Annotated in this window: 9 protein-coding genes; 3 read left to right on the forward strand and 6 right to left on the reverse strand. The window is 73.5% G+C overall.

Annotated features, from left to right (window positions below):
- Positions 1-113 precede the first annotated feature (113 nt).
- The 3 genes from ACFYUS_RS38890 to ACFYUS_RS38900 all read right to left on the reverse strand — a co-directional run bounded on the left by ACFYUS_RS38890 (position 114) and on the right by ACFYUS_RS38900 (position 3,345).
- Positions 114-1,112, reverse strand: coding sequence for a class I SAM-dependent methyltransferase (locus ACFYUS_RS38890; protein WP_388863010.1), 999 nt, complete (start codon positions 1,110-1,112; stop codon positions 114-116).
- 13 nt (positions 1,113-1,125) lie between these two features.
- Positions 1,126-2,226, reverse strand: a complete 1,101-nt coding sequence (locus ACFYUS_RS38895; RefSeq protein WP_388863012.1) for a type III polyketide synthase — start codon at positions 2,224-2,226, stop codon at positions 1,126-1,128.
- A gap of 666 nt (positions 2,227-2,892) precedes the next feature.
- Complete coding sequence (locus tag ACFYUS_RS38900; RefSeq protein ID WP_388863014.1) at positions 2,893-3,345, reverse strand: MarR family winged helix-turn-helix transcriptional regulator; 453 nt, start codon at positions 3,343-3,345, stop codon at positions 2,893-2,895.
- A 149-nt stretch (positions 3,346-3,494) separates the two neighbouring features.
- On the opposite strand from ACFYUS_RS38900, the gene ACFYUS_RS38905 reads away from it, so the two are divergent.
- Positions 3,495-4,925, forward strand: coding sequence for an FAD-binding oxidoreductase (locus ACFYUS_RS38905; protein ID WP_388863016.1), 1,431 nt, complete (start codon positions 3,495-3,497; stop codon positions 4,923-4,925).
- A gap of 930 nt (positions 4,926-5,855) precedes the next feature.
- On the opposite strand, the gene ACFYUS_RS38910 is transcribed toward ACFYUS_RS38905, so the two are convergent.
- Positions 5,856-7,115, reverse strand: a complete 1,260-nt coding sequence (locus ACFYUS_RS38910; protein ID WP_388863018.1) for a cytochrome P450 — start codon at positions 7,113-7,115, stop codon at positions 5,856-5,858.
- 311 nt (positions 7,116-7,426) lie between these two features.
- Between ACFYUS_RS38910 and ACFYUS_RS38915 the strand changes: the two genes are divergently transcribed.
- Positions 7,427-8,776, forward strand: a complete 1,350-nt coding sequence (locus ACFYUS_RS38915; protein ID WP_388863021.1) for a condensation domain-containing protein — start codon at positions 7,427-7,429, stop codon at positions 8,774-8,776.
- 319 nt (positions 8,777-9,095) lie between these two features.
- Here the strand turns inward: ACFYUS_RS38915 and ACFYUS_RS38920 are convergent, their stop codons facing one another.
- Both ACFYUS_RS38920 and ACFYUS_RS38925 read right to left on the reverse strand, forming a co-directional pair.
- Positions 9,096-9,776: an O-methyltransferase gene (locus tag ACFYUS_RS38920; protein ID WP_388863023.1), complete on the reverse strand. Its 681-nt coding sequence runs from the start codon at positions 9,774-9,776 to the stop codon at positions 9,096-9,098.
- Positions 9,777-9,834: 58 nt separating this feature from the next.
- A complete protein-coding gene (locus tag ACFYUS_RS38925) occupies positions 9,835-10,770 on the reverse strand; it encodes an NADP-dependent oxidoreductase (protein WP_388863025.1) in 936 nt (311 codons plus the stop codon).
- 358 nt (positions 10,771-11,128) lie between these two features.
- Here ACFYUS_RS38925 and ACFYUS_RS38930 point away from each other — a divergent pair.
- Positions 11,129-12,334: BTAD domain-containing putative transcriptional regulator (locus tag ACFYUS_RS38930; RefSeq protein WP_388863027.1), on the forward strand; the 1,206-nt coding region annotated here is incomplete at its 3' end.

Raw genomic sequence — 12,334 nt, forward strand, 5'->3', positions numbered from 1 at the left:
GTGCCGGTGGTGGGGGTGGGGGTGGGGCCTCCGTCCCGGGGTGGGGGGCGGAGGCCCGGTGGGGGTGGGGGTGGGTGGGGGTGGGGGTTTCCGGGGTGCCGGTGGGTGGGGGGTTATTGGGCGGTGATGAGGGTGGCGGGGGTGGGGGTGGGGTGGAAGGTGATGGTGGTGTAGCCGGCCTGGGTGAGCCAGGTGGTGTAGTCGGTGCGGGTCCAGGTGTTGCCGGTGTTGCTTTTGAGGAGCATTTCGGAGGCGAACAGGAGGGGGAAGGTGGGGCCGGTGCGGTGGTCGTCGACGATGTAGTCGCAGATGACGAGGGTGCCGCCGGGTTTGAGGGTGTGGCGGAGTTTGGTGAAGACGGTGGTGTTGTCGTGGGGGCTTTCCTGGTGGGCGATGTGGGAGTAGAGGGCGATGTCGTAGGTGTGGGGGGGGAGGGGGGTGGTGTGGAAGTCGCCGTTGAGGGGGGTGAAGCGGTCGGCGAGGGAGTGTTGGGCGAGGAGGCGGTGGGCGATGGTGTTGATGGGTTCCCAGTCGAGCTGGGTGGTGTGGGCGGTGGGGTTGAGGCGGAGCCAGATGGAGGAGAAGATGCCGGAGCCGCCGCCGACGTCGAGGATGGCGGGGTGGTCGCGTTCGGCGAGGTGGAGTGCTTCGGCGGCGGTCTGGGCGGCGGTGACGGACAGGCCGGCGATGGCGGTGACGACTTTTTCCCAGTGGGGGTTGTCGGCGACTTCGACCATGGGGTTGGTCTGGGGGCCGCCGGTGGTGAAGACGTCGAGGCGGTCGGCGAGGCGGTCCATCTCGGCGAGTTTGAGCTGGGCGAAGCCGCTGATGTCGGTGGGTTTTCCCTCGACGAGGTAGAGGTCGGCCTCGGGGGTGTTGTGGTAGGTGCCGTGGTGGGTGGTGAGCAGGCCGAGGCCGACGAGTCCGTCGAGGAGGGTCTGGATGCCGCGGGGGGCCATGCCGGTTTTCCCGGCGAGGGCGTGGGGGGTGGTGGCGCCGTCGTGGATGAGGGTGAACAGGGAGTTCTGGGTGGCGACGCCGAGGAGTCCGGTGGCCCAGTAGCCGCTGGCGATCTCCAGGATGCGGCCGGGGGAGGGCAGGTTGGCTGTCATGGTGTCCTTCTCCTCACAGGGTGGCCGGCACGGCCTGTCGGTGGTGGCCGGTGGTGGGCGCGGGGGTGGGGGTGCGCCAGGTGCCGACGGCCATTTCGGCGGTGATGCCGGGGCCGAAGCCGGCGATGATGCCGGTGGCGCCGGGGGTGAGGGTGTTCTCCTCGAAGAGGCGGCGCAGGGCGTCGAGGACGACGGCGCTGGCGATGTTGCCGTACTGGGTGAGGGTGGCGGAGCTGTGGCGGAACATGTGGAGGTCGACGCCGAGGAAGGTGCTCAGGTCGGCGAGGATGCGGGGGCCGCCGGCGTGGATGATGTAGTAGTCGAGGCCGGCGATGTCCCAGCCGTGGCCGGCGGCGAGGTCGCGCAGGACGGGGGCGAGGGGTTCCATGGTGCCCGGGACGCGGCGGTCGAGCTGGAAGTGGAAGCCGGTGGGGCGTACGGCGTAGGAGATCCAGTCCTCGGTGTGGGGGATGAGGTAGGAGGCGTTGCGTTCCAGGGCGATGCCGGTGCCGCCGTGGCCGCGGACGACGGCGGCGGCGACCGCGTCGCCGAACAGTCCGTCGGACAGCAGTGAGCCGATGTTGTCGTCGTCGGGCTGGTAGCACAGCGAGCACAGTTCGCAGGAGACGATCAGCACGTTGCCGTGGGGGTAGGCGGTGCAGAAGTCGTGGGCGCGGTTGATCGCGGCGCCGCCGGCCGCGCAGCCGAGCTGGGCGATGGGGATCTGCCGGGTGTCGGTGCGAAAGCCCATGTGGTTGATGAGCCAGGCGGTCATCGAGGGCATCATGAACCCGGTGCAGGACACGAAGATGATCGCGTCGATGTCACGGGCGGTCAGCTGGGCGTTGGCCAGGGCCTCTTCGATGACCTTGGGGCAGCGTTTCTTGGCCTCGGCCTCGAAGGTCTTGTTGCGCTGTTCGAGGCCGGGGTGGCGCAGCGTCTTCTCGATCGGCTGCACGATGTGCCGCTTCTGCACACCGGTGTTCCGGATCAGCCGGAGTGCCAGCGGCAGCTGTGGCTTGCCGCGGTGGGTCTCTTCGGCGAACTTCAGGGTTTCTTCCATGGTGATGACGTATTCCGGCACGTCCACCGACGGTTTGCATATGGTTGGCATGTCCGTGGAGTCCACCTTCTGAGGAGTCGGCTCGCGGTTCGGCAGCTCCCTACCCTTGCCGCTCGTGCTTGCGGGCGGCTTGAAGCGGGCTTGGGCCCGCCCCGCCACCCCCGCGCGCGCGAGGCCGCCCGGCGCCCGGCCGGGCCGGACCCCGGCGCGCGGCGGTCCCCTCCGGCGGGTGCCGGGCGATCGCCGGTCCTGCGTGTGGTGGTTTTCCGCGGGTGCCGGGCGATCCCCGGTCCTGGTGTGCGCCGGCCCCTCTCCGGCGGGTGCCGGGCGGGTGCCGGCCCCTGCGTGCGCCGCCCCTCTCCGGCGGGTGCGGGGCCGCTGCCGGTTCTGGCGTGCGGTGGTCTCCTCCGGCCGGTGCCGGGCCTGGTGTGCGGCGGTCCCTTCCGGCGGGTGCCGGGCGATCCCCGGTCCTGGTGTGCGCCGGCCCCTCTCCGGCGGGTGCCGGGCCGCTGCCGGTTCTGGTGTGCGGTGGTCTTCTCCGGCGGGCGCCGGGCTGCTGCCGGCCCCCGGCGTGCGGTGGTCTCCTCCGGCCGGTGCGGGGGCACCGGCCCTGGTGCGCGGTGGTCTCCTGCGGGGTGCCGGGGTGCCGGGGTGCCGGGGTGCCGGGGTGCCGGGGTGCCGGGGTGCCGGGGTGCCGGGGTGCCGGGGCGCCGGGGGTCAGCGGTCCTGGCGGGCGATGATCTCCTCCAGCATGTGGCGCAGTGCGTCGATCTCGTCCTGGCCCAGGTGGCGGGCCCACATGCGTTCCATGTCGCCCAGGATGCGGGCGGCGGCGAGCTGGCCGGCGCGGCCGCGGTCGGTGAGGCGGATGAGTTTGGCGCGGCGGTCGCGGGGGTCGGCGGTGCGTTCGACGTAGCCGTGCCGTTCCAGTTCGTCGACGACCTCGGCGATGGCCTGTTTGCTGAATCCGGAGCGTTCGGCGAGCACGGTCAGCCGGGTGCCTTCGGGGTCGACGAAGCGGAAGACGGAGCCGTGGCGGAAGCGGACGCCTTCGAAGCCCTCGTCGTGCAGGTGGCGGTGGAGCCGGTCGATGGTGAGGTCCTTGGCCTGCGCGAGCAGGGTGGGCAGCGGTATCGGGAGTCTGCCGGTCTCGGGTGCGGGTGGGGTCATCGCGGGCCGCCTTTCGGACACAGCCAAGTCGTCAGGGGGCTTGACTAAAAAGTAGTACGGTTGCTTGACTAACTTTAGCGGCAGCAGGACCCGGGCCGCGAGAGCCGCGACGGACGGCGTGAGACCGGCTGGTGAAGGGACGAGAACCGATGAGCACTTCGGGCGGAGACGGCCGCGAGGCCACCACCGACTTCGGCGAGGCCGTCGAGGCGTTAGCCAAACAGGTCAAGGGACCGGTGCTGACTCCCGGGGACGAGGGCTACGACACGGAGCGGGCCGGGAACCAGACCGGGCGCTCGCACCGGCCCGCGGTCCTGGTCGGGGCGAGCGGCCCGGCCGATGTGCAGCAGGCGGTCCTCTTCGCCGCCCGGCACGGCCTGCCGGTGGCGGTGCAGGGCACCGGACACGCGCTGGCGGCCGTGGCCGCCGAGGGCGGGGTCCTCATCAACACCTCCCGGATGACCGGTGTGCGGGTGGACGCGCAGGCGGCCACCGCCTGGGTGGCGGCCGGGGTGAGCTGGGACCAGGTGATCCACGAGGCGGCGCCGGCCGGCCTGGCACCGCTGGCGGGCTCCGCCCCCGGCGTCGGCGTGGTGTCGTACACCCTGGGCGGCGGCCTGGGACTGCTCTCGCGCCGGTACGGATACGCCGCCGACCACGTCCGCAGCATCGACGTCGTCACCGCCGACGGCCGGCTGCGGCAGGTCACCGCGGCCTCGGACCCCGACCTGTTCTGGGCGCTGCGCGGCGGCCGGGACAACTTCGGCGTGGTCACCGGGATCGAGATCGGCCTCATGCCGGTCCCCGCCCTCTACGGCGGCGGCCTGTTCTTCGACTTCGCCTCCGCCCGCGAGGTCCTGGACACCTATGTGCGCTGGTCGGCCGGCATGCCCGAGGAGATGACCTCCTCGCTCGCCGTGATCTCCTTCCCCGACGCGCCCGTCCTGCCGCCGCCGCTGCGCGGCCGGCACGTCGTCCACGTCCGCATCGCCTACTCCGCCGACGACCTCAGCCCGGGCAAGGACCTCATCGCCCCGCTGCGGGCCCTGGGCCCCTTCAACGACACCGTCCGCGAACTGCCCTACACCGAGGTCGGCACGATCCACAACGACCCGCCGGTGCCCGGCGCCTTCGAGTCCGTCACCGCCCTGCTGGGCGAACTCGACACCGACGCGGCCGGCGCCGTCCTGGACCTGGTCGGACCGCACGCCCCGGTGCCGCACGTCGTCGAACTGCGCCACCTCGGCGGCCGGCTGGCCCGCCCGGCCGACGTCCCCAACGCGGTCGGCCACCGCGACGCGCACTACCTGATCAACATCGTCTCGCGCCTGGAGCGCGCCGACCTCGCCGACATCCAGCCCGCGCACGACCGCCTCGTCCAGGCCCTCGCGCCCTGGAGCACCGGCGGCCGGGCCCTGACCTTCCTCAACGGCCGGCGGGACGCCGAGCACGTCCGCTCCGCCTACCACCCCGAGGACTACCGGCGCCTGACCGAGATCAAGGCCGCCCACGACCCGCACAACCTCTTCCGCCTCAACCACAACATCCCGCCGGCCGCCCCCGCGGGAACCGGCGGCTGAACCCCCTTCCCGGGCCCGGCCTCCCGCCGGGCCCCCGCCCCCCCGGCACCCCCGGGCCCGGCCCCTTGCGGGGGCGGCCTCCGGGACCCCGGGGGGGCGCCGTCGTCGTACGGCACCCGGCCGGGACACCCCCCGCGGCTCTCCGCTGCGGGGAGTGTCCCGGCCGCCCGCCGTCCGCGCCCGCCCGCCGATCCCGGCCGCCCGCCGTCCGCGCCCGTACGCTGTCCGGCTGTCGGTAGCCCGGCCGCCAAGGCCCCTCGGCCCGGTCTCCCGCCGGGCCCCGCCCCCCCCGGCACCCGGCCGGGACATCCCCGCGGCTCTCCGCTGCGGGGGTGTCCCGGCCGCATCCTGTCCGTACCCGGCCGGCGGCCCCGCCCGTACCCGATGCCCCGGCCGCATCCGCCCGGCGGCCCCGTCCGCCCGGCCCCGTCCGCCCGGCCGCATCCGTCCGCCCGGCGGCCCCGGCCGTCCACGCCCGCAACGGTCCGGCCTGCGGGTCCCGGCACGAGCCGGACGAGCCCCTCCGGGCTCACCGTCCGGGCCGGCGTCCGGATCCCGGAGGGCCGGCCCGGCGGCCCCGTGCTCCCGCCGAGGCCCCGTGCCCCCCGTCGAGGTCCGGTGCTCCCGTCGAGGTCCTGCGCCCCCTCGTCGAGGTCCGGTGCTCCCGCCGAGGTCCGGTGCTCCCGTCGCGCACTTCTCCGGCGGCGCCGCGGTCCGCAGCGCCTCGCGCGTCCCCGCGTACCCCGGCCGCTTCGCCGCGGCCAGCGCCAACGACCGGGGCGTCCCGCCCGTGCCGGCCGGCGTCCCGCCCGCGCGTCGTGGGCGCCCGCCCCGGCCCGCCCCCGGGGGGCGGGGGGGACGTGAACGGCCGGGCAGGCCTCTCCCGGCAGGAGGGGTCTGCCCGGCCGTTCACGCCGGGACAGCGGGGGGTCAGTTTTTCCGCGGGCCGAGGTGGACGGGCAGGCCGGTGACGGAGTTGGAGAAGACGGAGGGGACCGGCTGGAGTTCGGCGGGGTCGACGGCGAGGCGCAGCTGGGGGTAGCGGGCGAACAGCGGGGGCAGGGCGGCCATGGCCTCGAAGCGGGCCAGGGCGGGGCCGATGCACACGTGGGGGCCGGTGCCGAAGGCGAGGTGGCGTTTGACGGGGCGGGTGATGTCGAACCGGTCGGCGCTCTCGCCGTACTGCCGCGGGTCCCGGTTGACCCCGCTCCACGGGGCGAGGATGGCGTCGCCCCGGGGGATGGTGACGCCGGCGACGGTGATGTCGGCGGTGGGGAACCGGGCGGGGAAGTTGCCCACCGGGGAGTCCCAGCGCAAGGTCTCCTCCACCACCTCGCCCCACAGCGCCGTGCCGTTCTCGCGGACCATCGCCAGCTGCTCGGGGTGGGTCAGCAGCGCCCGGGTGGCGTTGACGATCAGGCTGATCGACGTCTCGTGGCCGGCGCCGATCAGCGTCCACAGGGTGTCCTCGAGTTCCTCGTCGGTGAACGCCTCCTCTCCCTCCTCCACGCCCGCGGCCAGCAGCGCGCTGGTCAGGTCGTCGGCCGGCTCGGCGCGCCGCATCGCGAACAGGCGCTGGAACATCTCGTGCCGCTCGGCCTGGGAGGCCAGGAACTGTTCGGGGGTGGTGTCGGCGCGTATGACGGTGTCGATCAGTTCACGGAACTTCGACCACCACGCCTCGGGCACGCCGATCAGCTCGCAGATGACCTGCATGGGGAACGGATAGGCGTAGTGCCTGCGCAGGTCGACGACGCCGTCGGCGTCGGCCTGGCGCGGCAGGTCGTCCAGCATCGTGGCCACGATCTGGTCGATCCGCGGCCCCATGCGCTCGACCCGGTTGCGGGTGAAGGCCCGGGTCAGCGGACGCCGCAGCCGCCGGTGCTCCGCACCGTCGCGGGCCATCATGTTGTTCAGCCGGATCATGCCCAGCAGCGGCCAGTCGTCGGGGATCTCACCGCGGCGCAGCGCCTCCCAGTTGCGCCAGTCCCGCCCCACCCGGGGGTCGGCGGACAGCTCGGCCAGCAGCGCGTAGTCGGTGATCACCCACATGCGCACCCCGCCGGGCAGCACGGCGCGCACGACCGGGCCCAGGCTGCGCATCAACGCCGCTTCGCCGTGCCGGTCCACGCCCGAGGGGTCGATCGGGAACAGCGGCAAAGAGGTGGTGCTGAGCGTCGTGTCGGTCATGGCGACGTTCCTCCTGGCGTGCTTGAGACCGGATCGCGGCCGACTCGGGTCCGGATCGCGGCCGACTTGAGCTCGGGTCGAAAATGCCACCAGGGCCCGCTTGGCAACGACTAACCGCCGACCACAGTCCGCAGGCCACACCCCCCGCCCCCGCCCCGCCGCCCCCCCCGCTCCCGCACCGGCCGGGCCCTTGGACACACCGCCGGCATCCGGCCACTCGACCGGAATTCGAAGGACCGTTGCTAGCCTCCGGCGCCCGCCCGGTGCCGCACCGGACGGCCGCCGAGAACAAGCGATGGGGGAGTGCCGCCATGAACACACCGAGCGCACCGACGAACGCCGGCACCGCCCGGCACGAGACGACATCCCGCGAGCTCAGCCCGGGCGAACGCTGGTACTGGATCATCGACCAGCTCTCCACGCTCAACGTCTGCGCCCGCGTCCGCATCCAGGGCGAGATCTCCGCACCCGCGCTGCGCACCGCACTGCGCGCCCTGCAGGACCGCCACCCGCTGCTGCGCGTCGCGATAGCCGCCGGCGACCCGCAGCAGCCGGGCACCGGGCCGCGGTTCGTGCCGACCGCCCGGCCCGTCCCGCTGCGCGAGGTCCTCCTGGCGGCGCCCGAGGAGGACCGGTGGGCCGGCGAGATCGACGCCCGTGAACTGACCGACCCCATCGACCGGGAATCCGGGCCGCTGGCCCGCGCCGTCCTGATCAGCACCCCCGGCCAGACCCACGACCTCGTGCTGACCGTGCCGCACTGCATCGCGGACGGCACCACCGCCCTGTCCCTGCTGCGCCAGTGGGTCCACCTGGCCGCCCAGCCGCCCGCCGGCGCCGGCACCACGGGCGGCGGCCTGCCCGAGCCGTTCGAGGCCCTCTTCCCGCCCCGCCCCGGCCCCCGGCCCGAGGCCGGGGCCCAGGACCCGCAGGAGAGCGGCGAGACGGGCCGGCTCCGCCCCGAGCGGTTCGTCCCCTTCGACCAGCGCCGCACCCGCATGCTGCACCGGTCCCTGGACGGCGACGTGCTGGAGCGCCTCGCCGCGGCCTGCAAGCGGGAAGGAACCACCCTGCACGGCGTGCTGGCCGCCGCCCTGGCCTGCGCGGTGGCCCACGACGCCCAGGCCGCGCCCCAGGCGCGTTTCGCGGTCGGCTCCCCGCTGTCCCTGCGCGACGAACTGCGGCGCGAGGTGACCGAGGACGAGGCCGGCTGCTACGTCTCGGCCCTGCACTCCGTGGTCCGCTACCAGCCCGAGGACCTGTGGGCGATGGCCCGGTTCGTCAACGACGACATCGCCGCCCGCAAGAAGCATGGCGAACAGTACGAGGTGTTCGACCTGCTCGCCGTCCAGGGACCGGCCGGCACCGCCGACAGCGGCCCCTTCATCCGCCACTTCGAGGAGAACGGGCCCTTCAACTTCTTCGTCTCCAACATCGGCCGCTTCGCCTTCCCCACCGAACTCGGCGCCTGGCACCTGTCCGGCGCGCAGTTCGTCGGCGGGATCTCGGTGGTCGGCTACCTCGGATCCTCGGTGACCACCAGCCAGGGCCGGCTCTCCTGGAACTTCACCTACATCGAGGAGGCCGTCTCCCGGCAACGCGCCGAGCGTATCGCCGACGACAGCATCCGACGGGTGACCGCGGCGGCCGGAAACCGGTAACACCGGCCGGAAACCCGGAAACCCGGGAAACCCGTAACCGGAAACCCGTAACACCGGCCGGAAACCGGGAAACCGGCGGCCGGAAACCCGTAACCGGCGGCCGGTAACCCGGTAACCCGGCAACCAGGAAACCGGGAACCCGGGAACCCTGTGACCGGCAACCCGGAAACCGGCGACCGGAAATCGGCGGCCGGTAACCGGGAAACCGGACATCGGCCACCGGGATCCGGTACGGCGAAGAAGGGCCGGCCGCGGCCACCGGGAATCCACCCGGTGGCCGCGGCCGGCCCCCTGTCTCTTTTCTGCTTTTCCCGCCTGCTCAGTTCAGCTTGAGCGCCAGCTGAACTCCCTGATGCACCGGAAGCGTTATCGACAGGTATCCGTTCGCCGGGTCGTCGATGTGGCTGCGGAACTCCTCGTAGACCCCGCGGCCGATGTCCAGGTCGACATCGTCGATCACCACCAGCGAACCGGGCCGCAGCCGCGGCTCGACCAGCTTCAGAATCGGCAGCCGCAGATCCAGCCAGCCGTCCAGCAGCACCAGGTCCACCGGCCCGGGAAGCTCCCGCAGCGTCTCGCGGGCGTCACCGGCCCGCAGATCGATGAGGTCGTCCAGCCCGGCGGCGGCGAAGTTCTCCTTCGCGGTGCGGGCCTTGTCCTGCTGCAGCTCGGTCGTGATCACCCGGCCGCCGCCGTTGTCGCGCACCGCGGACGCCAGATACAGCGTCGAGATCCCGAACGACGTGCCGAACTCCACCACCGTGCGCGCCTTGACCGCCCGCGTCAGCAGATACAGCAGCCGCCCGCCCTGCCGGGACACCGACATGATGATGTCCTTGGTGCGCTCGGCCAGTTCGGCGGCGCTCATGTCGGCCGGGAAGTCCCCGCCCAGATCCACCCCGGCCGCCGCCCACTCGGCCGCCAGGTCCTGCTCGTCCTCCGCTGCCAGCAGCCGGTTCAGCGTCGCCGCGACAGCATCCGATTCCAACGTCGAAGACATGGACACAAAGCTCCTTGATTCATGCGGCCACGGCCCAGCGCCGGGCCACCAGCCTCTTTCAGGGGGTCACCACGGTCTTGCCGGCCAGCTTGAAAGCGCCGAGCTCCTCGTGCACACCACGCAGCTCCGCCAGCGGACGGCGCTGCGCCACATGGACACGCAGCTCGCCGGCGTCCACCCGCGCCACCAGATCGGCCAGCCGGCCCGCGTCACCGCGCCCGAACACCTGCGCGTGCCGCACCCCGCGCCCGGCGCCCTGCGTCAGGCCCGGGGGAACGGTGTCGGCGAACACCCCGCCGTCCACCACCAGATCCACCAGCCTCGCCAGCTCCTGCGGCGCCAGGAACACCAGGTTCAGCACCACGTCGAACCGCTCACCGGCCACCGCCTCCAGCAGCGGCGTGGCGGTGTAGTCGATCACCCGCCCGGCCCCGTAGGACGCGACCCGCTCGGCACTGCCCGGCCCGGCGGTCGCCGTCACCGACGCACCGGCCTGCGCCGCGAGCTGCACCGCGTACCCGCCCACCGCACCGCCGGCGCCGTTGATCAGCACACTCTGGCCCGCGCTCAGCCCGGCGTGCTCGAACAGCGCCTGCCAGGCGGTCAGCGCGACCGACGGCAGCGCCGCGGCATCGGCCAGCTCCACGCTGCGCGGAGCGGCCGCCAGCGCCTCGGCCGGCGCCAGCGCGTACTCGGCGGCCGCACCGGGCCCGGTCATCGGCAGCCACGCCACCACCGCGTCGCCCTCGCTCCAGCCGCTCACCCCCTCGCCGACCTCGGTGACGACACCGGCGACGTCGTAGCACGGCACGTGCGGCAGAGCCAGGTCGAACACCTCCCGGACATACCCGGCGCGCAGCGTCGCGTCGACGGGGTTGACCGCGGCGCCGGCGACCCGCAGCACCACCTGCCCCGCACCGGCCCGCGGAACCTCCACCTCTTCGTGGACCAGAACCTCGGAATCACCATAGGAATGGAAACGCACAGCCTTCATGATCAGACTCTCCTCAATCATCGCCCTGGAACTCGAGCGGCTCTCCGACGGCGTCACCCATGACGACCCGGGCGCCCACCAGATCACTGAGCACCCCTCAGTTATTAGCATCCGAACCACGACGCCGACCAGACGGATCAGCGCCACCCCAGCGCAATTCGAGGAGCACTCAAGCCAGTTTTGAACAGGTGTCCGTAGCGTCGGCCAACGATCCCTGATATCCGGGGTGGCGACGGGCGGCACGACGCTTTTCCCGGTCCGCGTCGCCGTGCACAACCCGGCACACGGCTATCCGGAAAGGGCTCGTCATGACGGACACCACGCTCGTCGAAACCGCACAGCGCCCGGGCTTCACCCGATGACCGGCACACCCCCCGCCGCCCCGCGCCCCGGCCCCCCGGCCCCGGCCCGCTTCCACGCGCTGGGCCCCGTCCAGGCAGCGGCGGCGGGCCGGCTCCTGGACCTGGGGGCACCCAAACAGCGCACGCTGCTCGCCCTGCTGGTGAGCCAGGCCGGCCGGACGGTGACCACGGACGTCATCCTGGAGGCCCTGTGGGAGGGAAACCCGCCGCCGTCGGCGATGACCTCCCTGCAGGCGTACGTGGCCAAACTCCGCAAGGTCCTGGAACCGGGCCGCGCCCCGCGCACCCCGGCCACCGTCCTGCGCACCTGCCCCCGCGGCTACCTGCTGGCCGCCGACGCCGCCGACATCGACGTGCACCGCTTCACCGCCCACGCCGAGGCCGGCAGGCGGGCACGGGACCGGGCCGACGCCCAGGGCGCGCTGCACGCCTTCGACGCCGGCCTGGCCCTGTGGCGCGGACAGCCCTTCCCGGAGGTCAGCGGTGTCTCCTGCGTGATGCCGGAGGTGGCCCGCCTGGAGGAGATGCGGCTGTCGGTCGTGGAGATGCGCTGCGCCGCGCTGCTGGCGCTGGGCGCCCACGAGGTGGCCGCGGCCGAACTGCGGGCCTTCGTCGAGGCCAACCCGCTGCGCGAGTACGGCTGCGAACTGCTCAGCCTGGCCCTGTACCGGGCGGGCCGGCAGGCCGACGCGCTGCAGGCGCTGCGGACCGTCCAGACCAGCCTGTCGGAGGAACTGGGCGTGGACCCCACCCTGCGGCTGCAGCACATGCGCCAGCAGATCCTGAACCAGGACCCGGAACTGGACTGGCGGCCGGCCACCCCCCTCACCGCACGCCGGCCCCCCGCCGAAGACCCGCACCCGCACCCGCCGCGCCCGCCGCGCCCGGCCGGCCCGGCACCGCGGGCCCAGAGGCCCGCCGCGGACGTCTTCGTCGGCCGGGAGGCCGCGGTCCGCGAACTGACCGAGGCCCTGGCCGCGGCGGAGGCCGGCCGCGGGCAGCTGGTGACGGTCTCGGGGGAACCGGGAGCCGGCAAGACCAGCCTGCTGCGGCGGTTCGCCGAACGCTCGGGCGTACCGGTGCTGTGGGGCACCTGCGCCGAACACCTCGCCCCGCCCCCGCTGTCCCTGTGGCAGCAGGTGCTGCGCGCGGCCGAGGCCGCCTTCCCGCACCGCCCGGCCCCCCCGGCCCTGACCGCCCTG

The organism is Streptomyces sp. NPDC004284, assembly GCF_042874035.1.
In the GTDB taxonomy this organism is placed as follows: Bacteria; Actinomycetota; Actinomycetes; order Streptomycetales; family Streptomycetaceae; genus Streptomyces.

What these genes read in the sequence shown, in the direction of transcription:
- ACFYUS_RS38890 (WP_388863010.1), bottom strand. Translation starts at nt 1,112, where the DNA reads ATGACAGCCAACCTGCCCTCCCCCGGCCGCATCCTGGAGATCGCCAGC.
- ACFYUS_RS38895 (WP_388863012.1), bottom strand. Translation starts at nt 2,226, where the DNA reads ATGCCAACCATATGCAAACCGTCGGTGGACGTGCCGGAATACGTCATC.
- ACFYUS_RS38900 (WP_388863014.1), bottom strand. Translation starts at nt 3,345, where the DNA reads ATGACCCCACCCGCACCCGAGACCGGCAGACTCCCGATACCGCTGCCC.
- ACFYUS_RS38905 (WP_388863016.1), top strand. Translation starts at nt 3,495, where the DNA reads ATGAGCACTTCGGGCGGAGACGGCCGCGAGGCCACCACCGACTTCGGC.
- ACFYUS_RS38910 (WP_388863018.1), bottom strand. Translation starts at nt 7,115, where the DNA reads ATGACCGACACGACGCTCAGCACCACCTCTTTGCCGCTGTTCCCGATC.
- ACFYUS_RS38915 (WP_388863021.1), top strand. Translation starts at nt 7,427, where the DNA reads ATGAACACACCGAGCGCACCGACGAACGCCGGCACCGCCCGGCACGAG.
- ACFYUS_RS38920 (WP_388863023.1), bottom strand. Translation starts at nt 9,776, where the DNA reads ATGTCTTCGACGTTGGAATCGGATGCTGTCGCGGCGACGCTGAACCGG.
- ACFYUS_RS38925 (WP_388863025.1), bottom strand. Translation starts at nt 10,770, where the DNA reads ATGAAGGCTGTGCGTTTCCATTCCTATGGTGATTCCGAGGTTCTGGTC.